Annotated in this window: 22 protein-coding genes; 11 read left to right on the top strand and 11 right to left on the bottom strand. The window is 66.4% G+C overall.

What is annotated here, in order from left to right; translation table 11 throughout:
• Nucleotides 1–299: 299 nt before the first annotated feature.
• Both ACWGIH_RS17675 and ACWGIH_RS17680 read left to right on the top strand, forming a co-directional pair.
• Entirely contained in the window at nucleotides 300–812 is a 513-nt protein-coding gene (locus ACWGIH_RS17675; protein ID WP_453445251.1) for a hypothetical protein, read from the top strand.
• A 284-nt stretch (nucleotides 813–1,096) separates the two neighbouring features.
• Nucleotides 1,097–2,068 (top strand): hypothetical protein, encoded by a 972-nt coding sequence (locus ACWGIH_RS17680; RefSeq protein ID WP_453445253.1) that lies wholly within the window; start codon nucleotides 1,097–1,099, stop codon nucleotides 2,066–2,068.
• Here ACWGIH_RS17680 and ACWGIH_RS17685 read toward each other — a convergent pair.
• Complete coding sequence (locus tag ACWGIH_RS17685) at nucleotides 2,038–2,421, bottom strand: MerR family transcriptional regulator (RefSeq protein ID WP_453445255.1); 384 nt, start codon at nucleotides 2,419–2,421, stop codon at nucleotides 2,038–2,040. The genes ACWGIH_RS17680 and ACWGIH_RS17685 overlap by 31 nt on opposite strands.
• Before the next feature lie 64 nt (nucleotides 2,422–2,485).
• On the opposite strand from ACWGIH_RS17685, the gene ACWGIH_RS17690 reads away from it, so the two are divergent.
• Nucleotides 2,486–3,691 carry an MFS transporter gene (locus ACWGIH_RS17690; protein ID WP_453445257.1) on the top strand — a complete coding sequence of 402 codons (1,206 nt, stop codon included), beginning with the start codon at nucleotides 2,486–2,488 and terminating at the stop codon, nucleotides 3,689–3,691.
• A 36-nt stretch (nucleotides 3,692–3,727) separates the two neighbouring features.
• On the opposite strand, the gene ACWGIH_RS17695 is transcribed toward ACWGIH_RS17690, so the two are convergent.
• The 3 genes from ACWGIH_RS17695 to ACWGIH_RS17705 all read right to left on the bottom strand — a co-directional run bounded on the left by ACWGIH_RS17695 (nucleotide 3,728) and on the right by ACWGIH_RS17705 (nucleotide 6,211).
• A complete protein-coding gene (locus tag ACWGIH_RS17695) occupies nucleotides 3,728–4,111 on the bottom strand; it encodes a DoxX family protein (RefSeq protein WP_453445259.1) in 384 nt (127 codons plus the stop codon).
• 279 nt (nucleotides 4,112–4,390) lie between these two features.
• Nucleotides 4,391–5,329 (bottom strand): RNA polymerase sigma-70 factor, encoded by a 939-nt coding sequence (locus ACWGIH_RS17700; protein WP_453445260.1) that lies wholly within the window; start codon nucleotides 5,327–5,329, stop codon nucleotides 4,391–4,393.
• 138 nt (nucleotides 5,330–5,467) lie between these two features.
• Complete coding sequence (locus ACWGIH_RS17705; RefSeq protein WP_453445262.1) at nucleotides 5,468–6,211, bottom strand: SDR family oxidoreductase; 744 nt, start codon at nucleotides 6,209–6,211, stop codon at nucleotides 5,468–5,470.
• 998 nt (nucleotides 6,212–7,209) lie between these two features.
• Between ACWGIH_RS17705 and ACWGIH_RS17710 the strand changes: the two genes are divergently transcribed.
• Nucleotides 7,210–9,666, top strand: a complete 2,457-nt coding sequence (locus tag ACWGIH_RS17710; RefSeq protein ID WP_453445264.1) for an ATP-binding SpoIIE family protein phosphatase — start codon at nucleotides 7,210–7,212, stop codon at nucleotides 9,664–9,666.
• A gap of 311 nt (nucleotides 9,667–9,977) precedes the next feature.
• On the opposite strand, the gene ACWGIH_RS17715 is transcribed toward ACWGIH_RS17710, so the two are convergent.
• The 3 genes from ACWGIH_RS17715 to ACWGIH_RS17725 all read right to left on the bottom strand — a co-directional run bounded on the left by ACWGIH_RS17715 (nucleotide 9,978) and on the right by ACWGIH_RS17725 (nucleotide 13,310).
• Nucleotides 9,978–11,111, bottom strand: a complete 1,134-nt coding sequence (locus ACWGIH_RS17715; RefSeq protein ID WP_453445266.1) for an oxidoreductase — start codon at nucleotides 11,109–11,111, stop codon at nucleotides 9,978–9,980.
• 64 nt (nucleotides 11,112–11,175) lie between these two features.
• Complete coding sequence (locus tag ACWGIH_RS17720; protein ID WP_453445267.1) at nucleotides 11,176–11,784, bottom strand: DUF1989 domain-containing protein; 609 nt, start codon at nucleotides 11,782–11,784, stop codon at nucleotides 11,176–11,178.
• A gap of 86 nt (nucleotides 11,785–11,870) precedes the next feature.
• Nucleotides 11,871–13,310: a purine-cytosine permease family protein gene (locus ACWGIH_RS17725; protein WP_453445269.1), complete on the bottom strand. Its 1,440-nt coding sequence runs from the start codon at nucleotides 13,308–13,310 to the stop codon at nucleotides 11,871–11,873.
• 135 nt (nucleotides 13,311–13,445) lie between these two features.
• Here ACWGIH_RS17725 and ACWGIH_RS17730 point away from each other — a divergent pair, with 135 nt between their 5' ends.
• The 5 genes from ACWGIH_RS17730 (at nucleotide 13,446) to ACWGIH_RS17750 (ending at nucleotide 18,667) form a co-directional block, all read left to right on the top strand.
• On the top strand, nucleotides 13,446–14,972 hold the full coding sequence (locus ACWGIH_RS17730) for a PucR family transcriptional regulator (protein ID WP_453445445.1): 1,527 nt from the start codon (nucleotides 13,446–13,448) through the stop codon (nucleotides 14,970–14,972).
• 131 nt (nucleotides 14,973–15,103) lie between these two features.
• The gene (locus ACWGIH_RS17735; RefSeq protein ID WP_453445271.1) at nucleotides 15,104–15,517 is read left to right on the top strand and encodes an ATP-binding protein; all 414 of its coding nucleotides are present in this window, start codon (nucleotides 15,104–15,106) and stop codon (nucleotides 15,515–15,517) included.
• Nucleotides 15,518–15,620: 103 nt separating this feature from the next.
• Nucleotides 15,621–16,505 carry a DMT family transporter gene (locus tag ACWGIH_RS17740; protein ID WP_453445272.1) on the top strand — a complete coding sequence of 295 codons (885 nt, stop codon included), beginning with the start codon at nucleotides 15,621–15,623 and terminating at the stop codon, nucleotides 16,503–16,505.
• Nucleotides 16,506–17,606: 1,101 nt separating this feature from the next.
• Nucleotides 17,607–18,029 carry an alcohol dehydrogenase catalytic domain-containing protein gene (locus ACWGIH_RS17745; protein ID WP_453445274.1) on the top strand — a complete coding sequence of 141 codons (423 nt, stop codon included), beginning with the start codon at nucleotides 17,607–17,609 and terminating at the stop codon, nucleotides 18,027–18,029.
• Nucleotides 18,020–18,667 carry an MBL fold metallo-hydrolase gene (locus ACWGIH_RS17750; protein ID WP_453445276.1) on the top strand — a complete coding sequence of 216 codons (648 nt, stop codon included), beginning with the start codon at nucleotides 18,020–18,022 and terminating at the stop codon, nucleotides 18,665–18,667. Before ACWGIH_RS17745 ends, ACWGIH_RS17750 begins: the two co-directional genes overlap by 10 nt.
• 836 nt (nucleotides 18,668–19,503) lie before the next feature.
• On the opposite strand, the gene ACWGIH_RS17755 is transcribed toward ACWGIH_RS17750, so the two are convergent.
• Both ACWGIH_RS17755 and ACWGIH_RS17760 read right to left on the bottom strand, forming a co-directional pair.
• Nucleotides 19,504–20,403 (bottom strand): RNA polymerase sigma-70 factor, encoded by a 900-nt coding sequence (locus ACWGIH_RS17755; protein ID WP_453445278.1) that lies wholly within the window; start codon nucleotides 20,401–20,403, stop codon nucleotides 19,504–19,506.
• Nucleotides 20,404–20,433: 30 nt separating this feature from the next.
• Nucleotides 20,434–21,636: an NAD(P)/FAD-dependent oxidoreductase gene (locus ACWGIH_RS17760; RefSeq protein ID WP_453445280.1), complete on the bottom strand. Its 1,203-nt coding sequence runs from the start codon at nucleotides 21,634–21,636 to the stop codon at nucleotides 20,434–20,436.
• Nucleotides 21,637–21,998: 362 nt separating this feature from the next.
• Between ACWGIH_RS17760 and ACWGIH_RS17765 the strand changes: the two genes are divergently transcribed.
• Together ACWGIH_RS17765 and ACWGIH_RS17770 are read left to right on the top strand one after the other, a co-directional pair.
• A complete protein-coding gene (locus ACWGIH_RS17765; RefSeq protein WP_453445447.1) occupies nucleotides 21,999–22,643 on the top strand; it encodes an SDR family NAD(P)-dependent oxidoreductase in 645 nt (214 codons plus the stop codon).
• Between the two features lie 219 nt (nucleotides 22,644–22,862).
• Nucleotides 22,863–23,498, top strand: a complete 636-nt coding sequence (locus tag ACWGIH_RS17770) for a TetR/AcrR family transcriptional regulator (protein WP_453445282.1) — start codon at nucleotides 22,863–22,865, stop codon at nucleotides 23,496–23,498.
• Between the two features lie 173 nt (nucleotides 23,499–23,671).
• Here ACWGIH_RS17770 and ACWGIH_RS17775 read toward each other — a convergent pair whose 3' ends face one another.
• Complete coding sequence (locus ACWGIH_RS17775; RefSeq protein WP_453445284.1) at nucleotides 23,672–24,364, bottom strand: SGNH/GDSL hydrolase family protein; 693 nt, start codon at nucleotides 24,362–24,364, stop codon at nucleotides 23,672–23,674.
• Nucleotides 24,365–24,484: 120 nt separating this feature from the next.
• Nucleotides 24,485–25,942 carry a DHA2 family efflux MFS transporter permease subunit gene (locus ACWGIH_RS17780; protein ID WP_453445286.1) on the bottom strand — a complete coding sequence of 486 codons (1,458 nt, stop codon included), beginning with the start codon at nucleotides 25,940–25,942 and terminating at the stop codon, nucleotides 24,485–24,487.
• Nucleotides 25,943–26,096 lie beyond the last annotated feature (154 nt).

Consider the following 26,096-nt stretch of genomic DNA (forward strand, 5'->3'; position numbering starts at 1 on the left):
AGAGTGGGCATGCGCACCGTGCAGCGCCGCATCCAGAGAATGATGATGGAGACCGAGAGTCGGAGCCGCTTCGCATTCGGAGTGACTCTCTCTCGCTTGGGCGTGATGTGTGAACCACTTTCCATGTCGACGTCGACCGGAGACGTTGGTCGGCGTGACGCCGAGTGAACGCCTCGGTCGAGACCGTCATGGCGCCGTAGTCTCACGTGAGCTGGCCGGTGCGTCCTCCGCCCGGCGGGGGAGGCAACCAGTCCTGCGGTATGAGGTGCCGATGGGGTGGCCGATGCCAGCATGGCTCCATGTTCAGGAAGAAGGTCCTGCCGGGCGTTTCGCGGCGGACAGCCCTAGCGGCCCATGCCGTGCCGCTGGTTACGCTGCCGTCGGCATTGTGGCGGCTGGCTCTGGCGGCCGGACTCCCGGTGTCCGAGATCTCCCTCGCGCACACCGGGGAAGCGTTGTACGTCGTCAGTCTTGCCCTGGTCTCCGAAGGGCTTGCCCTCCTGACCCTGGGCCTGGTGCGGCCGTGGGGCGAGGTCGTGCCGCAGTGGATCCCCTTGCTGGGAGGCCGCCGTGTTCGCCCTCTAGCGGCCACCATTCCGGCCGTGCTGGGCGGACTGTTGCTAGCAGGCCTGCTCTCCTGGGCTTTCTACTCCCACTCCACGGCCGTCGGCCTGGAAGGCACCGGCACAGCGGCGCAGTACACGTTCCTGCTGTTCTGCTACGGGCCGCTGCTCGCCTGGCCACCCTTGCTGATCGCGGTGGCCCTGGCCTACTACCGGCGCCGGACCGCCACGGCCCCTTCCTGGGGGTGACGCCGCCCGCGGGGAGCGATCGGCCCCTCGCTGAGCACGACTTCGTCCTGCGAGGGAACCGGACCCGGTGGCCCCGCTCGCTGGAACATCGGCCTGAGCTCCCCCGCAACGGGCGGGCATCCGTTGGCTCGCACTCAGTGCCCACCGGGCATAGGCCCGAGAAAGTACCCCGGAGGACTTCCATGTCTCGTCCCACGACACCCAGTACCGCATACAGAGCAGGACAGCCGGTCGCCCGGTTGGGTAAATGTCGCCGGATCGGCGGGCTGGCGGCTGCGATAGCGGTGACGCCGTACCTGCTCATAAAAATCGTCTGGGCGCTCGGTCTCTTTATTCCGACCGAGGAAATGGGCGGAGCCGACTGGCGGGCCATCAACGCGGTGACTGCGTTCCTTGCCGCCGTCGGCATCATCCTCGCTCTGGCGTTCTCCAGGCCCTGGGGGGAGCGCCTGCCGGCCTGGATCGTGGCCCTGCCCGTCTGGGTCGGCACCGGTCTGCTCGTGCCGATGCTGCTGCTCGCGCCGGTGCTCGGCCCGGCCGCCATGAACCGCGACCAAGAGGCCGGCGCGCCGGAGTTCTGGGTCTACGAACAGATCCTCGTCATGCTCTCGCTGGTCGGGATGGGAGTTGGCCTGCCAGTGGCCCTTGCCGGTTACGCCAGGGCCCGCTGGCCGGAGGCACTGGGCGGCCCGCTGGTGTGCCCCGAGCCTGTCGGCGGCTCACGGCAGCTGCAGATTCTGCTGGCGAGGATGCTCGCCATCGGCTGTGCCCTGCTGGCCTGTGTGAAGACCTTCTGGGCTGTGGGCGGCACTCTCGGTCTGAACGCCGACGAATTGGACCGCCGGGATCTGTGGTGGCACATGCTGTCGTCGAGTACTGCTCTGTGGGCCCTCGCCGGGGCCTGGGGCATCCTGGTCCTCACCGCACAACGCGGCACACGCCGGTTTCTCCCGCCGATGGCGGCAGCCTGGGTGTCGTCGGGGATGCTGTTCTCGTACGCGATCTACAACCTGCTCACGCTCACCGACATGCAGCAGCCTTCCCCCGAACTCCCCGTCGTGAGTGGCTTCGCAAGGGTCGGCGGCGCGGCGCTCGGTGTGATGATGGGCATGACACTGCTGATGGTCCTGCACGATCGCCGACGCTCCCTGAACGGCAACTCCGCGCCCCAACTCGCCTCGGCCACGCCGCACGGCCGCGAACGTTCCCCGTCATGGAGTCAGAGTCACACGTCGACGGGCCCGGAACTGCGGTAGTCCCGCACCGATTCCAGGTACTCGGCCACCGCGTCCCGGTTGCGGGTCAGACAGTCGATGCGCTGGTCCATCTGATCCAGCTCTGTTTCGAGGGTTGCGATCATCTCCGGAGTGGCGTCCGAGAAGTAGATCACTTGTGGCTTGTCCAGGCACGGCAGAATTTGTTTGATGATCCGAGTCGGCAGTCCGGCGTCGAGCAGCCCTCGGATCTGTAGTACACGATCCACGAAGCGCTGGTCGTATTCGCGGTAGCCGTTCGGGGAGCGCTCGGCGACGATGAGCCCCTGCTCTTCGTAGTAACGCAGCAGCCTACGACTGGTGTTCGTACGCTGCGAAAGATCACCGATTAGCATGTGGTCCACCTCATATGGCGCCCTATTGACCCTCACATCAATGTGAGGGTTCGAGCATATCGCCATGACGACAAAGCAGTTGCCCCTCGGTTCCGACGCACGGAACCGGAAACAGAGGCTTCCCATGGCGGCGCTGCTCGCGCTGGCCATGGCGGTGTTCATCACCAGCCTGACGGAGACGCTTCCCGCCGGGCTCCTGACCGAGATGGGCACCGACCTGCACGTCAGTGAGTCCACCACGGGGCAGACGGTCACGATCTACGCGCTCGGCACTGCGCTTACCGCCATTCCGCTCACGGCAGCCACCGCCAGATGGCGCCGCAAGATCCTGTTGCTGACCACCATCGCAGGATTCGGAATCGCGAATACTGTCACGGCCCTGTCTACCTGCTATCCCCTGACTATGGCCGCCCGATTTGTGGCCGGTATGGCCGCGGGCCTGGCCTGGGCCCTGCTGGCCGGCTACGCCCGCCGCATGGTCCCGGCCGGTCTGGAGGGCAAGGCCATAGCCATTGCAATGTCGGGCATTCCAATCGCCCTCTCCCTGGGCGTCCCCGCAGGCACCTTCCTGGGCCAAGCCCTAACATGGCAGGCGGCCTTCCTGGTCATGAGTGCCCTCACTGTCGCCCTGATCGTGTGGATCATTGCTGCCGTGCCGGACTATCCCGGGCGGCGCCAGGAACACTCCACCCCGATGCGTCGGGCACTGCGCGTCCCCGGCGTCGCTCCGGTTCTCTTCGTGACGCTGGTCTTCGTATTGGCCCACACCATCCTCTATGCCTACATCGCTGCGTTTCTGGCCGACGTCCAAATGGCCGACAGCACCGACCTGGTGCTACTTGTCTTCGGTGGCGCCTCACTGCTGAGCATCTGGATCACCGGGACGTTCATCCAGCGCCGGTTGCGCAGCCTGACCATCACCAGCGTGCTTCTCGTCGGTGCGGCCGCCGCCGTCCTCGCGGTGCCGGCCAACAGCCCCGCGCTGGTCTACGTCGCTGCACTGCTGTGGGGCCTCGGATGGGGTGGTGTGCCGACGCTCCTGCAGACGGCTGCCGGACAGGCCGGGGGTGACAAGGCCGATGCGGCGCAGGCGATGCTCGTCACCCTGTGGAACGCAGCCATGGCCGGCGGCGGTGTCGTCGGTGGTGCCCTGCTCGAACTATTCGGTCCCGCGTCGTTCCCCTGGAGCGTTCTGGCCCTTGTGGTGCCGGCCTTGATCGTCGTCGTCGGCACCCGCGCCCACGGCTTCCCGACCAAACGATCAGGCTGAACCGCCGGCCTCATTGCGGGAGACCGGCGGCCTCTGTCAACTGCCGAGGGGCCATGGACCGAAACGGCCCCACGCGATGAAGACGGCAAGCACGAGATAGACGGCGTTGACCGCCACCAGCTTGGACTGGCCCAGGCGACCGTGGGTGATCATGGCGCCGAACATCAGGGCGACCCAGCAGACGGCCGTCACCGGCACCATGACGGGTGCGATGTCGAGCACGGCAGGCAGGATCAGACCGACCGCGGCCAGGAGTTCGAGGACTCCGAGGGTCTTGATGAAGCCGGCGCCTGAATGCTGCGTCCATTCCGCGCCGGACTGCGTGGCCAGTTTCGCCTTGGGGACGAAGGTCTTGGTGGTGCCGCCCGCCAGGGCGACCGCGGCCAGTAGTCCGGCGGCGATCCAAAGTGAGAGGTTCATGGTAGTGGTTCCCGGTCTTGTGTGAAGTGAGTGTGGTGTCGCGAGAATCGACGGCGAATCAGCCGCCGGTGGGACGCTGTCGCGCGCCGGTCAGCGATGATGCGAGGAACGATCCCGCAGGCTGTATTAGGGGATGATGGTGCGGCCTGAGCGGTGAGCGACCAGCCCTCCGCTGTCCGCGTTCGTGGTGTGCTCCCGCCCGGTACGCCGGTTACGGCCGTTGTCCTCGCTGACAGGTCGTCGGCCCCGTGCGTCGAGCTCTCGGTCGAGCACTCACTGCTAACTCTCTGGCTCCGACCGCGCCGTGCGGGTCGCATCGTTCACCTCGCGGCTGATCGCCCAGGCGTCCGCCACAGGGCCGAGGTGCTCGAGCTTGTCGGGATTGGTCACCGAGCGGATTGTCTGGATCTGCCCGCCGACGATGTCAAGGACCATGGCAGTCAGCACCTTGCCGTCCCGGTCGCGGAAAATCGCTCCCGGCTGACCGTTCAGGACGACCGGCTGCCACGTCACGTCGATGAGTGCCAGTCGAGGGAAGTACGCGGCGAACAAGCGGGCCACGTTGTCGGCGCCCATGACGGTCCTGGCCACATTCGGGCTCTTGCCACCGCCGTCGCCGGCCATGGCCACATCCGCGGCGAGCAGCTCACGCAGACCGTCGACGTCTCCTTCTCGGAGCGCGTCGAAGAATCGCTCCGCCAGTTCGTCGCGCTCGCGTCGGTCCGCGTCGAAACGCGGCCGCCCTTCGGACATATGGCGCCGAGCTCGTACGGCGAGCTGCCGACACGCCGCCTCCGACCGGCCTACCGCCGCAGCGATCGCTTCGAAGTCGAACGCGAAGACGTCGCGCAGCACGAACACCGCCCGCTCCAGAGGGCTGAGGCGTTCGAGGAGCAGCAGTGCCGCCATCGACACCGAGTCGGCCAACTCAGCCGAGCGTTCTGGGTCCTGGTAGGGATCGCTCAGCAACGGCTCGGGAAACCAAGGGCCCACGTAGGCCTCCCGCCGCATCCGGGCCGACTGCAGGACGTTGATCGCGATCCGGGTCACCACCGTAGACAGGTATGCCTTCGGCGACTCGACTCGGACTTTGCACGACTCCCAGCGAAGCCATGTTTCCTGGACGACATCCTCGGCCTCGGTCACACTGCCGAGGATCCGGTACGCGATCGAGAACAGCAGTGACCGCAGCTCTTCGAATTCCTCCGCTCGGCTCACGACCAATCCCTCCTTCTCATCCGCACTTCGTACCGACGCCCCTCGGTGCGCGCCCGCCCTGCGAAACGGCTACCACGCTCCGTGCCAGTTCGTTCCCTCCGGGCCAACGCGAGTGCCGGGTTGCCGCCGCGGCGGTGGTCACCATTCGACGGGGCCGAGGCGGTCGCTGAAGGTCCCGGTCGGCCCGTCCGGGCCGAGCGTCGCCAGACGAACGATCGAATCGGTGCCCTCGGTGACCGTGAGCGCACCGGTGTGGTTATTCATGTCGGTCGCGGCGAAGGCGCGGTTCGCGACTTCGCCGGGCGTGGTGACGTTGAACTTGATCCTCGGAAGCGCCTGCGCATACCGGACGGTGATCATGTTCAGCGCCGCCTTGGAGGTGCTGTACGCAAGCTCGTGCATCTTCGAGATCGGCTGCCCCGGGTCGGTCACCACGCTGAATGAGCCGCCCGCGCTAGACACCATTACCACGCGCGGGTGGTCCGCCGCCTCCAACAGAGGAAGGAACGCGTGTGTGACCCGGACGGGCCCGTACACATTGGTGTCGAAGGCCGGGTGGATGTCCTCGACTGTCGCGTCCGCGGGCGGCACGACGCGTCCCGGGGTGCCGGCATTGTTGATCAGTACGTCGAGGTGGTCCGTATGCGCACGGACTAGCTGGACCGCCGCCGCGACCGACGCGTGTGAGGTCACGTCGAGCGGAACCATCACCACGTGCAAGCCGTCGGCAGCCAGTTTGTCGGCTGCCGCGCGGCCGCGGTCCTCGTCACGCGAGCCGAGGAAGACCGTCCAGCCGAGCTTGCCGAGCCGCCTGGCCGTTTCAAAACCCAGTCCCTTGTTGCCACCGGTGACCAGCACCGAGGTCTTCTCTGTGTTCGTCATGCCCCCTGAGACAGGGACACCCCCAGAGGCTGTGACATGCAGCGATCAGCTGTGCCCGGGATCACAGGCTTCAGCCTCCTCCTTGTCGGCTGACGCGGGCGGGTCGAGCGGCTCCGCAAGAAGATCATCGACCAGATGGCAGCGAATCTCCGGGAAAGACTCCGTGATTGCCTCACGCATTGCAGAAAGGGCTTCCGGAGCGACGCCCTGGCACCGTTCACAGCCTGAGGCGTCCGGCTAGAGCGCGTACGCGACCTGCGTGCTGTCATCAGCTCGGTGTAGCGGGGCCCGTAACTTGTGCCTGCTTGTGGATCTCTCCTGTCCTCCGGTGCCAATTCGCTACGAACCACTGTTCTTTTCCCTACTGAAGCCGCCACCGGTATATGACGCAGACATGCCAACTCTCTTCTCGCATTCGCGTGGTGACCAGACGCCACCGTTGATTGCAGAGAGTCTCGATGTCGACCAAGGTGGCACTTCGGGCCTGGCTTGTCCTGAAGGGCTTAGCGCTCCTCCACGTTTCACCAACGCCTCGCCGACTCGGTCGACAGTCGTGACCGTACGATCGATCGTTACTCCCGTAGACCTAGGTCGTGCAGGCGTCGGGCTCGAAAAATGAAGGGTTTGGGCAGGCGAGGCAGTCGGCGCAGCCCGCTGGGCCGATCACAAGGGCCCACCGCGCCCGCGAACGGCGGCGTCGGTCACGCACCCTGATACTTCTCGCCGGGAACCGAGCCTCGGCGCCAGTGGGGGGCCACGAGGTTGTTGTGGCCCTTAGCCACTGGGCAGCGTTAAATGGAAAAGAAGGCTCAGCGCCTCGCATGCCGTCCGGTGTATGCGCGCGCAAAAGCTTGTCAAGAGATGCTGCAGGCCTCGCTTCAGCGAGAGTTCCGGCGGGAGGAACGTGCAATGAGTTGCTCTCCTTTCGGTCCCTTCCACAGTTCGACCGGCTCTGCGCCGGACACGAAGCCGACAGCGACCGCCGCCAGGGGCTCCAGATGACAGGCGAGGACGACCGTCTGCGCCGTCACCTGCTCGAGACGTCTACGGAGCTGGACGAAAATGCCCTGTTGGGGCTGGCCCTGCAGCACATCGTGATCGCACTCGGTGGGCTTGGCGGTCTGGCACACCTCTCCGAGCCGCAGGAAAGCGGCGGCTCTCTGCGCCTGGTGGCAACTACGGGTCTGCCCGCGGCAGTCGTGCGGCGATGGGAACATCTGCAGTTCGTGGATGAATCGGCTCCCGGGAGGGCCGCACTCCACAAGGAGGTGGCGTGGGCAGGGGCCTGGCCTTCCGCCCCCGCTCCAGCACATGACGCCTCGGAGGATCCGCCTGCGGGATGGAACACCGTGGGAGCATTCTCCGCTCCCCTGCTGATCGAAGATCGCCTCGTGGGGACAATTTCTACCCTGCTGGGAGGGGAGCCGTCCTCGGATCGACAGGAATACGCAGCAGAACTTTCCTCGGTCATCGGCCGACGATTGGCGCAGGTCCGGGCAAAGTGCGTCGGCAGACCGCAGCTGTGGCGCGATGACCATGGTTCCAACCGGCGTCGTCGGGCATTGGCGACCGGTCAGGTAGGCACTTGGGAGTGGCAGAACGCCACCGGCGTGACAATGGACGACATCGGTGAGGACCTGGTGAGTCTGGCAGGACTGACTCCGCATACCTGGGATCACCGGCCTGAGACATGGCTGGCGCGTATTCATCCGGACGACCGTAGGGCGGTGCTTGCGGAGACCAGGCGAGCGGTGGATACGCGGGAGACATGTGCGCTCGAGTATCGCGTGCTGGATGCGAAGGGCCAGGTCCATTGGATGGAGCAGCGCGGCCAATTCATTCATCCCGATAACGATGTGGCTGACAGGGCGTACGGAACCCTGGCAGACGTCACGCTGCGGCGCGGCAAACTGGAGTGGCTGACCACCCTTCAGGAACTCCATCCGGACCCTGTCTTTGCGATGTCCATGGACAACCGGGTGGCGTGGGGCAACATGGTCATGCGAAATCAGGGCGCGGCCCGAGGCGTGACCATCGTCGGCGCGGTGCCGTGGGAGGTCGACGAAGCGCTGGCAGGACTCGGGTTGCAGGAAATGTTGGCACGCGCCCGCGCGGCCGGCGGTACCGCCATTACGCAAGAGTTGCAGATCCTGAGAGAGCCCGAGACGGGTGCGATGGTGGCTTACTCCGCCCGCGCCGCACAGGTCGGCGAGTACGTGACGGTAATGCTCGAGGACATTACCGAACGTAAGCGTGCTGAAGAGATCGAACAAGCGCGAACCCAGGAGCTGTGGCGGTCCCTCAAGCCAAAGGCCCTGCCGGAGCTGGTGGCGGTGACGGTCGCCGCTCGCCATATGACGGGGCGGTCCACCGAGATCGGCGGCTCCTGGTACGACGCGGTCCAGCTGTCCGGCGGGCGGGTGATCCTGGTAAGTGGCAGCGTGACCGGCGGTGGACTCAGCGAGGCCATCACGATGGGCCAGCTGCGTGCCACGGTGGCGGAACTGGCCGGGCTGGATTACCCACTGGCCGAACTGATGGCCCGACTCGGGGAGAGCGAGGTTGTCACCTCAGCGCTCGCCGGAGACCTTAAAGTGCGTCTCCTGCTTGCGCTGTACGACGCCACGACCGGCTGCTTGTCTTTGGTGAGCGCGGATCACCAACCACCTGTGCTGGCGGCCCCAGATCGGTCGGCCGAGCTTGCCGACCTGCAGGTCGGCCCTGGGCTTGGTGCCTCCCCATTGGCCTACGAGATCACCCAGGTCGATGCGCCGGACGGAACCCTTCTGGGCCTGTCCACCACGGGCTTCAGCGGTAGACCGACCGACAGCGGACGTCCGGTCTCCGAGGTCGCGCCCCTGTTGGAGCGTGCCTGCACGTCCCAGGGCGATTCTTCATTGAACGAGGTGTGTGACGCCCTCGCAGATCTGACAACGGATGAGAGTCGCGAAGGGGATGCTGCGGTGCTCCTCGCGCGCCTGACACGCGTGCCCCAGGAGAGGGTGGCGGCCTGGGAGCTTTCGTGGGACCCCAGATCTGCCAGCGACGCCCGTAAGAAGACCTTGGCCCAGATCTGCGACTGGGGCAGAGAAGACCTCGAGTTCACTGCCGAGCTCGTGGTGAGTGAGCTGGTCGGCAACGTAATCCGCCACACGGAGCACGGTCCCTTGCGACTGCGCCTGCTTCATCTGGACGGCGATGTAGTCATCGAGGTCTATGACGGCAGCCAATCCATGCCTCGCATGGAGCCCATTCGACTCATGGAGGAGAGCGGTCGTGGCCTGATGATGATCGGTGAAATGGCGGCGGCGATGAACGGCGGCTGGGGCTCCCGTTATACCCGGGACGGAAAATGCATCTGGGTGAGACTGCGCGGGGAAGTCGATCAAAGCCCAGGCCATGAAGCCGCGTTGCCCCCTCAGCTCAGCATTGGGCCACTACCAGGAGTTGCCTGAGCGGTACGGGCCCGGGAAGACTGTCCACGAAGCGCGGCGAAGCTCTGACGCCCCGCGGAAGATCCTGACGCATTTCCCGCGGGAGGAACCGGCTGCCTTCGACCCGCCGACCCCGACCGGCGTCGGCGGACCAATGACGGAAGCGTCGCCGTCCGTGTGGACAGCGTCCTCAGCGTCCCGCTGAACAATCCCACGCCGGTCGGACCCTCCGTGGCGGAGCCGCCAACGGTTCAGTCACCGCCCACGTCAGCACCTGACGGCACATCACGGATGAACCAGCGACCCAGCACGCTACGTTCGTCAGGTCGGACCTACGCTGTGGACGACACGGAGTTTTGGGCGTGCCAGCTCGTGGCGTTGGAGATCGTCACCTTGGGGCTAAGCATGGCGGGGTCGAACACGGTCGGTTCGGTGCCGCGGGCGAGCTTGGCCGGGTAGTCGGGGTTGGCCAGGGCGCTGCGTCCGAGGGCGATCAGATCGGTGTGGCCTTCCGTGAGCACTCGGGCCGCAAGGTCCGCCTCCGCCAGATTGCCGTTGGCGATGACCGGCTTCTGGGTCACTCTGCGTGCCAGGGCGGTGATGGTCTCGCCGTTGTCCAGAAGCGCTCCCTCTTCCCATCCGGAACCTTCACCGGCGATGTGAAGATAGGTGGCATCGCTGACGCTGGCGAAGATGAGCGCGGCTTCCTCGGCCCCCTGCTCCCATCGGTAGCCATGGTCGTTGACCTTGCCTTGCGACAGGCGTACGCCGACCCAGAACCCGGGATCGGCAATGGCGCGGCGAATAGCTGCGATAACGGAGACGGTGAGCCGGACCCGATTGGTGACGCTTCCGCCGAATGCGTCGTCGCGGGTGTTCGTGTAGGGCGTCAGGAACTGGTCGAGGAGGTAGCCGTTGGCGGCGTGGACCTCAACTCCGGTGAATCCGGCCGCCTTCGCGGCAAGCGCGGAGGTGACGAACCCCTTGACCACCCGTTCGATGTCCTTGGCCGTCATGGCGTTCGGGACCGGCCACGGCCCGCTGCCGCCATAGGCCTCCATCATCCCCCTGAGGGGGCGGACGGCGGAAGGGCCGGCCGTCGAGCCGCGGTGGCGGTTGCCCTGGGACAGCGCTCCCGCGTGCATGAGCTGCATCACCGGCTGGGCGCCGGCCTGGCGTATGGCGTCGCTGATCGGGCCCCAAGCCTTCGCATGCCGGTCGGTAATGATGCCGGGCTGGTTCAGGTAGCCCTGGCTGTAGGCATCGTCGGTGTAGACGCCTTCGGTGATGACGACGCCGAAGCCGCCCTGTGCGTAGCGGGCGTAATAGTCGGCCATCTCCGTGGTGGGAGTGCCGTCCTCCTCTGCGGAGACTCGGGTCATCGGGGCGACGACCAGCCGGTTGGGCAGCGTCGTTGCTGCAAGGTCGAACGGCTGCAGAGCCGGGTGGGGCATGGCATTCTCCATGTGCGTGATCAGGTGGTGCAGGGCAGAAGAAGGTTCGGCACAACGCGTCGAGGGCCGGCGTCCGCTACGAGGACGCATCGTTTCCGAGGGTGACCATCAAAGGCGAGGGGCCACCGCGGTTGACGGGTGCGATGTCTTGGGGGCAGGCCGAGAGGACCACCAGGCAGTCGATGGCTGCTTCGAAGACGACGAAGTCTCCCGGCTTGGTGGAGGCTGGCGTCCATGCCAGCTCTCCCGTGGCGCCCGGCCGGACGTCCATGAAGACGTTGACAGGTTGCGGTACGACACGCGTGTCGAACCCTTCGCGTGCGAGGCCCGAGAGGAGGTTCTGGGCGCAGGACGGGTGGCCTGGCCGGCTGAGAGCGGTGTACCGCTCCGCGTCGCACGCTGCGATCAGCATGTCGTGTCGTCCTGGCGACTGGTCCTGACGGAAAGTCAGGATGGGGCGTCGTCGGGTGGTGAAGAACTGCTCTCCGGGCTCGGGGAAGAGTCGGGAGACAGCGGCGCGGGTGTGCGAGGCGCTGAGCCACTCCTCTGGGTCCTCGGCTGAGAACGCGAAGAGGTCGCCGACTTGGCCGCCGTCTGAATCGATGATGCTGAAGGTCTGGCCGGCGTGGACACGGAAGGTTCCCACGCCGCCTGCGGGCACCGTGATGGTGGGTGCATCAGTCATTAGGTTTCTCCGTTGCTGCGAACGATGACCTTCGGCGGCGCCTGCAGCCGCCTCCGGGCTGGCTGCAGCGCAGCCGCGGCGATCCGTCAGCGGGCAGTGGTGCGCCGGTTACGGGCGCTACGTTGCTCCTGGCGGGTGAGGAGGTAGTGCAGTCCTCCCGCGACCACTGCGCCCGACAGCCAGGAGAAGTCGGTGTTGTGCATGCTCCGGGCAAGGGGGCCCTGCATGATCGGCACCAGTCCGTACTGCCAGGACCACGCGGCTACGATGCCCGCCGCGAGTGCCACGAGCGCGCGCCAGCGCCAGGCCGGACCGTGGCCGTTGTACAGCTCCGCCACATCGAGCCGGCCGTGGCGCAGGATGAAGAATTCCGTCAGCATGACGGCGGCCCATGGGCTGATCCAGACCAGGATCGAAGTCATCCAGTGGTCGAAAGACTCGGCGAAGCTGTGTGACTGCATGAACACCAGCAGGACTGCGGTGGCGACCGCGCCGGCGATCAGGGTGACCTTCCACCGAGCCGCCCGCACTCCCACCGACAGGGCGGCCAGGGCGCACGAGTAGAGGTTGAGGATGTTGGTCGCCACCGGACCGTGCATGATCAGCAGAAGGACGGGGAGGGCCATCACTCCGAAGGAGTTGATGACGAGCTCGCTGGGGTCGCCGCCCTTCCCGGCGGTGGCGAGGCAGGCGCCCAGTGCGGCCAGCCAGACCGTGGGCACGTACATCCCGAGCGCTGTGGCCCAGAAGACGCTCTTCCCGGAATAGCGGGACGGAACGAACCGTGAGTAGTCCGCAGAGTAGGGCACCCAGCTGATTCCCCAGCCAATCCCGATCGCGGTCAGAAGCTGGGTGATGGCGGTGACTTTATCCGTGCCGCTCTCTGCGGTTCCGGAGGTCCAGTTCAGATCCGCCTGAGTAAGTGACAGCACCGTCATGACCGCCATCACCAGCACGGTCGCCGGGACGGTCCACCGCTCGAATGTGCGGATGGCGTAAAAGCCGAAGACGGCCAGGCCGAGCTGCGCGGCCATGACCACGGCAGCAATCGCGTACTTCAGTCCTTCGCCGCCGTGAATGCCGATTTTGCCGAGGAGGGCGACGGCGAGGTCGAGGACCACCCAGGTGTTCACACCCACCCACCCCATGGTGAGCAAGCCCTGCATCACCCCGGGGATGATCGCGCCTTTGCGCCCGAAGGTGGCACGGCCGAGCACCATCTGGTTGACGCCGGTCCGGTGGCCCATCATGTTGAAGAGCCCGAACACGGCGCATCCCACGATATTCCCGACGGAAATGACGATCAGGGTCTCCACCAGATTGAGTCCCAGGGTGATTCCCAGCGCCCCGAGAACCCAGTTGATCGGCGCCACATTGGCGCCCACCCAGATCCACCACTGGTCCCGCGGCGAGGAATCCCGGCCGCTTTCCGGGACGGGTTCCACGCCGTGGGCGTCAAAGCTTCGCGGCAGTGCGGACTCCGTTTCCTGTGTGTCGGGTCTGAGGGAGCGGGGGGCCGTATTCATGAGAACCTCCTGGAGGACTTTTCAGCGGCCACCTCAGAGAACCATTTCGCATCGTGCCGTCCCAGAGGAGAATCGACTCTCGTATGGGGGCAAAGAAGTGGAGGTACATCTACTGTGCTCACCGTCGGCGCCCTTGTGGCAGTCCGTGAACTGGGACTTTCGGTACTTGTCACCGGCCCTCCCGAGGCTCTGGAGACCGAGCTCTCCTGGGTGCACACCACTGAGCTGCCGGATCCTTCCGGCTACATCGGTCGCTCGGAGTTGGTCATGACCAACGGGCTGTGGATGCCAGAAGTGGCACCCGCGGCCTTCGTCGAGGCGTGCTGCGCGGCCGGTGCCCGGGGCATCGTCTTCGGGCTCCTCGACACGACTCCTGAGACCCCGCCGCCTTTGATCGATGCCTGCCGCAAGGCCGACCTGCTCTTGCTGCAGCTACCGATCGAGGTTCCTTTCGCCGCAGTGACGCATGCTGCCGCCAACGTCCTCTCCGATGACCGCCGCAGCCCGCTGATCGCCACCCTGCGACGCGCGGAGACATTCGCGGATACGCTCGCGGCGGAGCACGGCGCCGAGGGTGTGCTGCGCGTACTGCGGCGCGAGCACCCGAAACTGCCGCTCGCACTCGTGGACCGAACTGGCGCGCTCCTCGCGGAGGCCGGCATCTCTCTGACGGCAGACGACCGCACAGTCACCATGACTGCCCTGGCCCGCAAACCGCCGCCCCTGGAACTCGTGCTTGGCGCAGGCACCGCCACCCTCTTGCCGGTAGGCGCATTCGGCCAACCCGAGGCGGCCCTGCTCTGCCTGCGGTCCGCCGCCGACCTCTCCGCGGCGCAGCAGAGCGCGCTGAGTCAGGCGGCCCACTTCCTGGTCCTGGACATCGCCCGCCGCCAGGCGGTCCGTGCAAGCGAAGAACGTTTCGCCCATGAGCTGATCGACATGATCGTCTCCGGGACCGGCTCGACCCCCGACATCACGCGCCGTCTCGCCGCCTTCGGCCTGGACGCGAGCGAGGCCCTGGCTGTCCTGGCGGTCTCCTCCCGAGGTGACACTGCCATGCCCGAGCTGGCCGCGGCTGTGGGTGCGGCACTATCCGGGCGCGGGATCCCCGCTATGGTCGCCACCGGCCCGCAGGACGTCGTCGTCGTCCTCGCGTGGCGGCAGCCAGCCGGCACGTTGATCGACTGGTGTCACCGCCTCGCCGCCGACCTTTCGCCGCACAGCCCCACACTTGCGGCGGCCGACCCGGTTCACAGCGCCGGAAACCTCCGCACCGCCCTCCTGGAGGCCCGGCGGACCAGCCAAGTGCTCGCTCGCACCAGCCATGACTTCACCGTCGCCCGGCTGGCCGATCTACCCACGTACCACACGGTGCTCAGCAGTACCGAGCCCCAACTGCTGCAGCACCTCAGCTCGATCCTCACTCCCTTGCGTGAGTACGACGCCAAGCACGCAGACGGTGCCCTAGAGAGCACACTGCGCAATCTTATCGAGTATCAAGGTCACTACAAGAAGACCGCTCAAGCCCTGCATTTGCACGTCAACGGCCTTTACGGACGTCTGGACCGTATCCGCAGCCTGACCGGACGCGACCCGCGAACCCTCGAAGGCCGCCTCGACCTCCTGCTGGCGCTGGAGGCGGATGCACTCCTCGCCCTGTGAGGGCTGACCGATGTCCTGCGAGACTGGTCGATCCACCATCGAGGACCCCCGTAGCACGGCGAAGTGCCCATAGCTCACGTCGCCCGGCAGGTCTTTCCTGGACTCAAGAGACGCAGCCCCAGGAGCCTGAGATGACAACCATGGCAACGACAGCGACGGCAGGCGGAACGCGCACGTGGGTCTTTCCTCGGCACACCCGGTTCATCCCGGAGACCCGTCATCGGGTCGAAGCCCTGCTGCAAGCATGGGAGCGCCCTTCCGATACGGTGGACGCCGCGATGCTCCTCGTCACTGAGCTTGTCGCCAACGCCGTCCAGCACACCGATGCATCACAGATCATCTGCAGCGTCAGCCTGCACTCGGGCGTACTGACGGTGAGCGTCACCGACACCGGTGCCGTCCCCCACAGCGCCCCCGTACCCGTGCAGCCGGACGACTTCGAGGAGAGCGGCCGGGGACTCCTCCTCGTCTCAGCCCTCTCCACCGACTGGGGCACCCGCTGCACCGAGAATGGCCGGGAAGTCTGGGCGCGCCTCGCCGACTGACCACGCCGGACCGATGTCTGGCCCCAGAGCACTGCGAAGTACGGTCTTCATCAGTTCGCGCGGATGCGCGGCGCGACACGCCTGACGCGGAGAGAAACTAGACATGAAGAGATGCGCCCCACTGGCCCGCTTCATACTCCTTGCCACCCTGTGGGGGAGCAGCTTTACCTTCATCAAGGTGTCTCTGGAAGGGTTGACGCCCAGTCAACTCGTTCTGAGCCGATTGTTCATGGGCGCCCTGCTGCTCATAGTCGTCGCTGCGGTCAGCAAGGTCGCCCTGCCCCGCTCGGCCGAGATGTGGAGGCACTACGCGGGCGCGGCCCTCTTCGGCAATGTCATCCCTTTCTTGCTCTTGTCCTACGGGGAAAAGACGACCGGCGCCGGTATTGCGGGTGTCCTCATCGGCGGCACCCCGTTGCTCACCCTCACAGTCGCCACCTTCGCGTTGCCCCAGGAGCGGGCCACCCCCCGCAAGGTGATCGGTCTGGTGGCGGGATTCGTCGGTGTGGTGCTCATCATCGGTCCGTGGAGCGATCGACTCGGCTCTCCCAGTGGTCAGTTGGCTTGCCTGGGGGCCGCCCTGAGCTACGCCATCGGATTCGTCTACGTTCGCAAGTTTCTCTCCCCGCGCGGCGTCAAGCCACTCGCGGGCGCCGCGTCGCAGCTCATCGCCGCCACCGTGATCCAGGCCGTCGTCACCCCGTTTTTTGAGTGGGACACCCCGGACCTCACTGGGCGCGTGACCTTTGGCGTTGTCGCTCTGGGGCTGCTCTGCACCGGCCTCGCGTACATCCTGTACTTCCGTCTCATTAACGACATGGGTGCCGTCACCGCCTCTGCCGTCAACTACCTCGTACCCGTCGTCGCCGTCGTCGTCGGTGTCTTCGTCCTGGACGAATCGGTTACCTGGAACCTCGTGGTGGGCGGCCTCGTCGTGCTCATCGGCGTGGGTTACGCAGAGAACCGCATCATGAGGAAAGCTCCGTGAGAACCGAGCCTCCCCTGACCATGTACGCGACCTGCCCCAGCGTTATGTAAAGCCTGAGATTGGGTTCTAACCCGCCGAGGCGGCGGGAGAGCACTGGGTCGGCCACTGACTGAAGGCGCGCTTTCACAGGTATTCAGCATGGTCTTTGGCAGGTAGGCCGACGGGATGCGCAAGTCCCAGCCATGTCCCTGGACTGCCAGAGGCGGCCAGGGCGAGATTTTTGTGCGGCAGGAGGCTTTGGGGCGGTGCATCGGAGAGAGTGTTCTCCCATGATGGACAAGACGGTGATCCAGGGCTTGATCGAAGGTCGGCTGGTCACTCTCCAAGAACACGCGCAGCAGAGCTGATCCGGCGTCAGCGTTTCGTGCGCGTTCAGCTGCTGCAGTGCATCGGCGCGCTCGCCGGTAGTTGGACTGCACGCCGTTACCAACGGCCGGTGGCGGGGAGATGCCCTTCAGCCGGGGCGAGGTAGCCGCACAAGGCATCCATCTCGGCCAGCTCGCCTGGGTCCGACTTCGATGCAAGGTTATGCCGCTGCTCACAGCCAACGTGAATGTGTCCACCCAGGTCCTCACGGTGGCCACCTGCCGTACCACGGCCCCGAAGTCCGTGTCTTCGCTGCTGAGTTTGTGGTCGATGTGGGCGAAGGGGATCTCCTGGTCGCCCTTGGGATAACAGCCGAGGTCCACAAGTCCCAGGGTGCACTGGGCCGTGGTGCACAGGACGACGTGTGACGGGGCGGTGCCGGGCTCGGGGTCCGCCACCGTGCGGGCTGCGATGTGGTCGAGGACTCGTCACGCATTGTCGCAACTCTGCATCGGAGTAGCAGTCGTGCTGCGTCGTGTGACAGTGGGTGGCGGCCCGGCCTCAGATGTCCTCCAGCGCCTCCTCGATGCGCTGCTCACTCACGTGTGCGGGGCTACGTCCTCGATCGTCATGCGCCTCATCCTTGCAGCCGCCACTGACACCGCGGGGCCAGTCGTGACGCTCTGTTGCGTATATGCGCCACTCGTCGCCGTTTTGGCGGTGTGTTCCTCCACGATGAGAGCTGGACGCCCGCACTGCCGACCCGGCCGCCGGCGTCGAAGGGAAGGTTCGAGCATGGCTCAGTACGTCCGCGGAGCAGTGGCTCCCGGCAAGGGGCTCCCGGTGGAGCTCCGAACGATTGTCGTCCCCGACCCAGGGCGTGGAGAAGCGGAGTTCGATGTCCAGGCGTGCGCTGTGTGTCATACCGGCCACCGTGACCAGCAGGGCGGGATAGGCGACGACTCTTCCGACCTGTTTGGCCATGAGGCCGCAGGCCTAGTCGAGGCCGTGGGGGAGGGGGTTCCCGGTGCCTGCGTGGTGCTCAACTGGCGTGCGGCCCGCGGTGACTACCGAGCCTGCCGCTTTGGCCGTCTCTACCTCCAGGGGAGGCTGGTCCGTGACGCCTTCGCCAGCGAGGCCATCGGTCTCGATGGGATCGAAACGGCCTTGGACCGTATGCCGAAGGGTGAGGTTCTGGGGTCTGTGGTGTGGCTGTGAAGGAAGGGGCCGCCGTACGCGTCGAAAAGGTCATCACCGAGGGCACGTTCCGGTTGGACGGTGGCACGTGGGCGGTGGATAACAACGTCTGGCTGGTCGGTGACGACGACGAAGTGCTGGTGATCGATGCGGCGCACGACGCGGACGCGATCGAGAAGGCTGTCGGTGGACGTCGGGTGACGGGCATCGCGTGCACGCATGGGCACAGCGACCACATCAACGCGGCGCCCGAGCTTGCGGACCGAACGGGCGCGCCGATCCTGCTGCATCCGGAGGATCGGCGGCTGTGGAGGATGACGCATGCCGACCGGGCCGCCGATGGCGACCTCGACCATGGGATGCGGCTCACCGTCGGGGGCGTGAAGATCACCTGCCTGCACACTCCAGGGCACAGCCCTGGCAGCGTGAGCTTCTACGTCCCCGCTTTGCACACCGTATTCGCGGGCGACACCCTCTTCGCCGGAGGCCCGGGGCCTACCGGTAGGTCGTTCTCCGAGTTCCCGACCCTCGTCGAATCGATCCGCACCAAGTTGCTGACTCTGCCCGCGGACACATCCGTCCGCACGGGGCACGGAGCGGCCACCACGGTGGGTGGCGAGGCTCCTGATTTGCAGGCATGGCTCGCTCTGGAGTGTTGAGGATCTCTCGTCCACGCTTCTCGTCGTTGTCCCGGCGCATACGCGGCAAGCATCGGCGAGGGGCGTTGAGCCATGCTCACCCACATCGTGCACAGTCCCGGTCGCGGCGCCCCCCCGGCACTACGTACCGTTGCACCCAACCGTCTCGGCCCAGGCCGACTCCGCCGCCAGAAGATGGGGCCAGAGCCTGACTCACTCGGTGAGCACGGCCGATTGGGCACTGGTACTTCGTGGCGGCGTGACGACGGCCGTTCCTACGGGGGCAGGGAACGGCCGTCGTCGGTCGGGCAGGCCGGAATCGAATTACGGCCCGTCAGAAACCTTACTGGCACTGGATCTTAGGATCGTTGACGAGCGGACGTCCGAAGAGGCGGGTTTACGCCGTACAAAACATCTCCTCTCGCGCCCCCAGAGGTGGCGCGTTCATGTTCTCGGGAGAGTGACGGTCGGGGGCGACCAACGCGACGTTGGCCGCCGAGTGGGGAGGGCGTCTACAGCCGTCCGTCTCCGCGCAGGCCCAGGAGTACCCGCCGACTGCACCTGGGAACGCATGTTCATCGGGCAGATGGTGCGAGTCGGCGCAGACGATCGGCAACCGCTGAGGTCAGGTCACGGCCCGGTCTGACCCCGTTGCCGGTCGGGCCGACCACCACGCGCGGACGGAGTAGCTGTACCGCGATCTTCTCCTGATGGCAGGGGTGGGGCCGGAACCCGGGTCGTCGAAGCCTTGTGCGCTCCCAGTCCTACCTGGAAGCGCACAACCTGCAGGAAGAGGCGAATCATACGGGTTCAACGCTGAGCTTCCTCAAGTGGCTCTGCACCGCTGGGCTGAGCGCTCACTGCAGGGTCAGCGGGGTTTCGGATGTTAGGTGGGACAGCTTCTCAGGGTTCCGGACGACGTAGAGGCCGGTGATGCGGTCGGCCTCTATACGGGCCGCCATGATGGAGTCCAGTTCACCGTCCAAGTGGATGGCCAACGCCGGACTGCCGTTGACCACGGTGGGGCCAATGGCGACCCGAGACCGGTTCTTGCGGAGCCCGCCGGTCAAGAGGCGGGCGACCTTGTCGGCGCCGACGACCGGCCGCAACACAGCGTGCTTCAGGCCGCCACCATCGCCCATATAGACGACCTCAGGCGCGAGCACATCCAGCAGCCCTTGCAGGTCCCCACCCTCCAGCGCCTGCAAGAACGTCTCCAGAGCCGCCCGTTTCTGACCCTGAGAAACCACCTCGCGCGGGCGCCGGGCTTCCACATGCCGACGGGCCCGGTGCGCGATCTGGCGGACGGCCGCTGGCGTCTTGTCGACCGCTGACGCGATCTCGTCGTAGCCGATGTCGAAGACCTCGTGCAGCACGAAGACGGCCCGCTCGGTCGGCGACAACGTCTCCAAGACGAGGAGCACCGCCATCGACACGCTCTCGGCCAGTTCCACGTCCTGGGCCACATCCGGCGCGGTCAGCAGCGGCTCCGGCAACCAAGGACCCACGTACGTCTCTTTGCGCCGCGACATAGTGCGCAGTCGGTTGAGCGCCTGCCGGGTCGTGATCCGGACGAGGTACGCGCGCTGGTCGCGCACCTGGTCCAGATCGACCTGGACCCATCTCAGCCAGGTCTCCTGCAGCACGTCCTCGGCGTCGGCGGCTGAGCCGAGCATCTCGTACGCGACGGTGAAGAGGAGATTACGGTGGGCGACGAACGCCTCGGTCGCCCGGTCAACCGCGTGATCATCGCTCATCTCTCAGTCTTCCTCTCAGCCGGCCTGGCTCTAGGCGGCCTGTCCGGCGATTGGTGTCTCGGCGGCCATAGCGTCCAGCGCCTTCTGGCGGCCGGCACCTCCCTTCATACGGTGCAGCTTGTACCCGCCGGGCTTGTGCGCCTCCTCGGCCAAGTGCTTCGGGATGCCTTTGCACACTCCTTCCTTCATCTTCGCGCCGAGGCGGCCGTCGATGCGCAGCGCCACCGCGACATCGGACTTGTTGCCGAACTGGAAGATGCCGGTGTCGCGGCCCGTGCTGATGCACTGCGCTCCGAACGACTGGTTGAGTGGTTCGGGCTGCTTCCCCGCCAGTCGGCTGAGCAGCGTGTCGGCGGCCCGCGCACCCATCGGCATCGCATACAGGCAGCTCATCCGGAGCGGTAGGCCCGAGGGTGCCGCCGAATCCCCGGCGGCGACGATGCGCTTGTCGTCCACGCTTGTCAGCGTCTCGTCCGTGAGCAGGCGGCCTAGGGCATCGGTGGTCAGCCCGCTGCGTACGGCCAGGTCGGGTACGCCGAAGCCGGCGGTCCAGATGGTCACCGTGCTTGGCAGCTCCCGGCCGTTGGTGAGCCGAACCGCATTACGCGTCACCGCGGTCACCTTCGAGTCGGGGCCTTCCACGACCGTCACACCGAGCGCCGCCAGCTGCTTGGCGACCGAACGCCGGCCCCGCGCATGCAGATACGGACCGAGCACCCCACCGCAGACCAGGGTCACGCTGCGGCCCTGCTCTGCCAGCTCGGCGGCGGCTTCGATGCCCAGCGGGCCGCCTCCCACCACCGTCACCGCGGCTGATGCGGGCGCGGCCTCGAGGGCCGGCAGCAGCCGCTGTACCTCCTCCAGGCTGGCAATTGGGTAGGCGAACTCGGCCGCCCCGAGCACGCGCGGGTCCGCGCTTCCGCTGCCCACCGCGTAGACCAGGTAGTCATAGCCGACCGTCTTACCGCTCGACAGCTCTACACAGCGCCCAGCCGTATCGATCCGCGTCACGCTGTCGACCACCAGCCGGGCGCCCTTCGCCAGGACCTCCTGGTAGTCGATGACGGCGGAGTCGGTCCCGCCCACCAGCTGATGCAGACGGACCCGGTGGACAAAGGTCGGGCGCGGATTGACCAGTGTCACGGTCACGTCGCCGCGCTGTGTCAGGCGATTGGCTGCCATGACGCCGGCGTACCCGCCGCCAATCACAACCACCTCGGTGTTCTCAGCCATGATGTCTCCCTCGTTTGCTTCGGGTTCGAGCACAAGACACCGCTTGAGAGGTCCCTGTGACATCATGTGAGTCAGATCACATAACGGGCATGTCGGTCGGTTCGGATTCCTGCCTGACCTCCTGGGTGCCGGCTTCTCCCGCGGGCCGTTCGGGTGGTGCAACCCGGGTGTCAGGCCCCTGCTCGGCCCGACAGTGATCATCACGCAGGGCATGGCCATTTTGCGGCGTCAACGCCAATCTGCCTGCTGCAAACGCCCTTCGAGCGGCATGCTGGCACCTTCACGAGGTTGATCTTCCGCCGGAGCATGATCCGGTGGCAGCGAAGTCGGCCGCCCGTTTCGAGCTGAAGAAGAGGAACGTCATGGCAGGAGCGTTGATCATAGGTGCGGGACCGGGAATCGGGCAGGCGGTGGCCCGGAGATTCGCCCGCGAAGGGCTACCGATCGGCCTTATGGCACGGACGAAGGTAACGGTGGCGGCAGCAGCCGAGTCCCTGGGCTCCTTGGGTGCGCGGGTTGTTCCCCTCGTGGCCGACGCGGCTGACGAGACCGCGTTGCGTGCCGCCCTGGACGCCGCCGTCGGTGAACTCGGCGAACCCGACTTCGTGGTCTACAACGCGGCAGCCATCCGGCCGGACGCCGTCGGTGAACTGTCGCATCGCGAGCACTTGGACACTTACGCGGTCAACGTCCTCGGCGCCCTCACGGTCGCAGCGCATCTTCTGCCCGGGATGGCACGGCGGGGAAAGGGCACCTTCGTCGTGACTGGTGGCATGCCCGAGATGAAGCCGCAGTATGTGAGCTTGTCGCTGGGCAAGGCCGGGGTGCGGGCGTTGGTCGAACTGCTCGACGCGGAGTACGGGGCGTCGGGTGTGCACGTCGCCACGGTCACCGTTGGTGGGGTGGTCGAGCCGGGGACGGCCCACGACCCTGATGACATCGCCGAGCATTACTGGCGTCTGCACGTGCAGTCGCGGGGGCAGTGGGAACGTGAAGTCCTCCACTGAGCCCATGCCGTCCTCCGTCACGTGGCTATCGGCTTTTTGCCCTGTCCCCGTCTCGTCGACTCACGCCGAGCGGCATGATCACCGCTCGGCTGCCTACCGGCGGGGAAGGTGTTGCAGATTCCTACCGTCGGTACGTAACCTGTAGCCACCCGCACGGCAACGACGGTCAACTGCGACTCGAGTGGCGAAAGCGGACCGGTCAGGAGGAGTGCAGAGACCATGACGCAGCAGACGGCGGCCAGGCGAACCGGACGCCGCACCCAACAGGAGCGCTCCTCCACGACCATGCAGCAACTCCTGGTCTCTGCGCGGAAGTTGTTCGCTCACAACGGATACGCTGCCACCTCACTCGACGCCATCTGCGATGCCGCCGAGGTCACCAAGGGTGCGTTCTACCATCACTTCAAGAACAAGGAACAGCTCTTCCGAGCGGTATACGAACGCGAGCAGCAGGACCTCTGCAGTGCCATCGCCCGAAGGTATTCCCACTGCAGCGACCCGTGGGAAGGGCTGTTCCAGGGTATGCGGGAGTTTCTGGTCGGATCCATGGAGCCCAGCACGCAGCGCATCACCCTCATCGACGCGCCGGGTGCGCTGGGGTGGGAGGCGATGCGCGAGATCCGTGCCGACTGTCGGCGCATGATGTTCCACGGCCTCTCTCAGGCTCTGGGCGAAGAGCGATTTCCCCGGCACGAGGTCGAGCCCTTGGTCTCCATTGTCTACGGCGCCCAGTGCGAAGCTGCCATGGCGATGGCGCACGCGGACGATCCCGAGGCACTGCTCGAGACGACCCTGCGCCAGTTCCGGTACCTCTTCGACTCCATTCGGCACCTGCCTCCCGCCCCGAAGCCATAACCCGACCGCCAGGCAGACGAGTTGCCGGTCTTGCGGCCCGGTAGGGCCTTCATGTGACGAGTGTCTGGGGAGACCGGCATCCCCTTCTTCGCGAACCGACCGGGCATGTTCCCGGTATCCCGAAGCCCGAGCTGCGCACTGAGGAGCAGCCCGGGCTTCGGGATACCGCCGGATCAGGCCCTCTTGGCGGCGAGGTGCTCACCCAGCGTGCGGATCACCTCGGTCGCGACGACCGCGTGCCCGCGGGTGTTGAGGTGCAGGCCGTCGGTGGCGAAGATCGGTTCCTTGCCCGCGGGATTGACGGGTAGGTCGACGTGCAGGCCACCCATCCGCTGTGTCACCGCCTGGGTGAGGTCAGAGAACTGCTGGAGCCGCTGCTTCATGATCGCCTTGTATTTGTCGGCCACGAACGGCGTCCAGGTGTTGTCGAACAAGCCCATCGTCACGACGGTGCAGCCCCGGCTGCGCAGCGCCGAGACGATACGGACCTGCTCCTTCTCGACGGCTGTCGTGTCGAAGTGCTTGCCCAACAAGTCGTTCCCGCCCGCCACCACGATGGCGATGTCCGGCTCGAAGTCCAGTGCCGGGTCGAGCTGACTGGCCCTGATATCTGCTGCCGAGAGGTCCCGCACGCCGAAGTTGTGGTACTCGAGCTTGGGGTTGATCCGGCGCAGCCCAGCTGCCACGCGATCGGCCCAGCTGAGGTCGGCGTAGCCCTCCACGGGTTCACGGATGCCGGCGACGATGCTGTCGCCGATGGCCGCGTATCGCGTCCAGGGGGCACCCTGAAGCTGGGCGGTGACCTCCTCCGCGGTCAGAAGGTGGGGGTCTTGAAGTTCGCCCGAGGGGAATTGCGTACTCGTCATGGTGACGTTTCCTTGTGGTGGCGGTGGTTGTTGCGTTGCAGTGGTCCCGCCGGAGCTGTCGGCGGCCCGCCGACAAGCGTGCGTGCCAGACGTCCAGCCGGACGGGACTTTCGCGCGGCCCTAGTTCGAGGTGCCGGCGGTCGGCGTCTCCTGTCCACCAGCAACCTGCTCGGGGGGCGTGGCTGCCAGGGGAGTGGGCGGCAGCTGGATGGTGAGGCCAAGCCCGAGAAGGGCCACCACCACCGAGGCGCATGCGGCGATCAGGTACACGCGCTCGAAGTCGGCAACGCCCTTGAGTGTTCCAGAGACCACTGTGGCCAGGATCGCGATGCCGATGGCGCCGCCGATCTGCCGGGCTGTCTGGTTCAGCCCTGTCGCCCCGGCGAATCGCAGCGGCGAGACGGAGAGCGCGGCGGCCGTGGACGTACCGGTGGTGATGGCGCCCATGCCGATGCCTGCCAAGACACCGAGGGGAAGCCAGTAGGGGAGGAACATCGAGTGGTCGGGGAGGGTGAAGGCGAGCAGGAAGCCGGTGCCGCCCAGGATGACCGCGCCGCCGACGGTGGCGAACCGTGGCCCGTACGTGGGCGGAAGTTTGCCGACCCGCATGGCGACGGCTGTCGCCGCGAACGCGCCCGGTGTCATGGCGAGTCCGGCCGTCAGCTCGGAATAGCCCCACACCTGGGTGACGTACAGGACGCCGGCCAGCAGCCATGAGAAGAGCGCGATGCCGTAGAAGAACGCGGCGGCGTTGGCCAGGGCGAAGGTTCGGTTGCGCCACAGGGAGATGTCCAGGGCGGGGGCCGGGTGCTTGGCGGAGCGCAGCAGGCTCAGGGCGACCAGGACCGGGCCGGCGATGACGCAGACCAGGCTGGAGGCCTCGGACCAGCCCCATTCGCTGCCCTTGCTGATACCGAGGCAGAGCAGGCCCACGCCAGCGCCGAGCGTGGTCGTGCCCAGCGTGTCCGGGAGCCTGCGCTCGGTCCTCGGGCCCGTCGAGCGCGGTATTGCGATTGCGCCGTAGAGGAGGAGGAGCCCGAAGGGGATGTTGATCATGAAGAGGGAGCGCCAGCCGAAGGCATCGACCAGAACTCCACCGACCGCGGGCCCGACCGCCGCCGCCAGAGCCGCTGCGGCACTCCACTGACCGATGGCCGCACGACGCTGTTCGGGCGGGGAGTCCATGAGCACGATGGCGAGTGACGCGGGGATCATCGCGGCTGCGCCGAGGCCTTGCACCGCGCGGGCCGCTAGGAGGACCCCGAGGCCGGGGGAGGCGGCGCACAGTACCGACGCCGCCGTGAAGACGCCCACGCCGGCGAGGAAGAGCGTGCGCCTGCCCAGTACGTCCGCGAGTCGCCCCGCCGGGGCGAGGAGAGCCGCGAAGACGATCGCGTACATGGTGATGACCCACGACAGGTCCTTGAACGCAGAGCCCGTGAGGTCCTCGCGCAAGTCGGGCATGGCGAGGTTCACGACAGTGACGTCGATCACGGCCAGGAACGAAGCTCCGGACGCCAGGAGCAGGAACGACGCTGGTGAACGCCGCGGGGGAGCGTCGGCATGGGTGGTGGCCACGTGACACACACTCCTTTTTAGATACCGTTGGTAGGAATGTATTTAGCCCGGATGACCTGCGTCAATGAGCTCCAGGCGGCGTGACTCACTTCACATACCGACAGTTGGTATCAATCCACGCTGCGCTCGACCCCGCCAGGGGGGCCTCCAGTGG

It is taken from the genome of Streptomyces sp. NPDC054872 (genome assembly GCF_053610705.1).

Coding starts and splice junctions, on each gene's coding strand:
- ACWGIH_RS17715 (WP_453445266.1), bottom strand. CDS start 11,111: ATGGAGAATGCCATGCCCCACCCGGCTCTGCAGCCGTTCGACCTTGCA.
- ACWGIH_RS17760 (WP_453445280.1), bottom strand. CDS start 21,636: ATGGCTGAGAACACCGAGGTGGTTGTGATTGGCGGCGGGTACGCCGGC.
- ACWGIH_RS17735 (WP_453445271.1), top strand. CDS start 15,104: ATGACAACCATGGCAACGACAGCGACGGCAGGCGGAACGCGCACGTGG.
- ACWGIH_RS17775 (WP_453445284.1), bottom strand. CDS start 24,364: ATGACGAGTACGCAATTCCCCTCGGGCGAACTTCAAGACCCCCACCTT.
- ACWGIH_RS17710 (WP_453445264.1), top strand. CDS start 7,210: ATGACAGGCGAGGACGACCGTCTGCGCCGTCACCTGCTCGAGACGTCT.
- ACWGIH_RS17745 (WP_453445274.1), top strand. CDS start 17,607: ATGGCTCAGTACGTCCGCGGAGCAGTGGCTCCCGGCAAGGGGCTCCCG.
- ACWGIH_RS17695 (WP_453445259.1), bottom strand. CDS start 4,111: ATGAACCTCTCACTTTGGATCGCCGCCGGACTACTGGCCGCGGTCGCC.
- ACWGIH_RS17675 (WP_453445251.1), top strand. CDS start 300: ATGTTCAGGAAGAAGGTCCTGCCGGGCGTTTCGCGGCGGACAGCCCTA.
- ACWGIH_RS17770 (WP_453445282.1), top strand. CDS start 22,863: ATGACGCAGCAGACGGCGGCCAGGCGAACCGGACGCCGCACCCAACAG.
- ACWGIH_RS17690 (WP_453445257.1), top strand. CDS start 2,486: ATGACGACAAAGCAGTTGCCCCTCGGTTCCGACGCACGGAACCGGAAA.
- ACWGIH_RS17765 (WP_453445447.1), top strand. CDS start 21,999: ATGGCAGGAGCGTTGATCATAGGTGCGGGACCGGGAATCGGGCAGGCG.
- ACWGIH_RS17720 (WP_453445267.1), bottom strand. CDS start 11,784: ATGACTGATGCACCCACCATCACGGTGCCCGCAGGCGGCGTGGGAACC.
- ACWGIH_RS17725 (WP_453445269.1), bottom strand. CDS start 13,310: ATGAATACGGCCCCCCGCTCCCTCAGACCCGACACACAGGAAACGGAG.
- ACWGIH_RS17740 (WP_453445272.1), top strand. CDS start 15,621: ATGAAGAGATGCGCCCCACTGGCCCGCTTCATACTCCTTGCCACCCTG.
- ACWGIH_RS17685 (WP_453445255.1), bottom strand. CDS start 2,421: ATGCTAATCGGTGATCTTTCGCAGCGTACGAACACCAGTCGTAGGCTG.
- ACWGIH_RS17755 (WP_453445278.1), bottom strand. CDS start 20,403: ATGAGCGATGATCACGCGGTTGACCGGGCGACCGAGGCGTTCGTCGCC.
- ACWGIH_RS17705 (WP_453445262.1), bottom strand. CDS start 6,211: ATGACGAACACAGAGAAGACCTCGGTGCTGGTCACCGGTGGCAACAAG.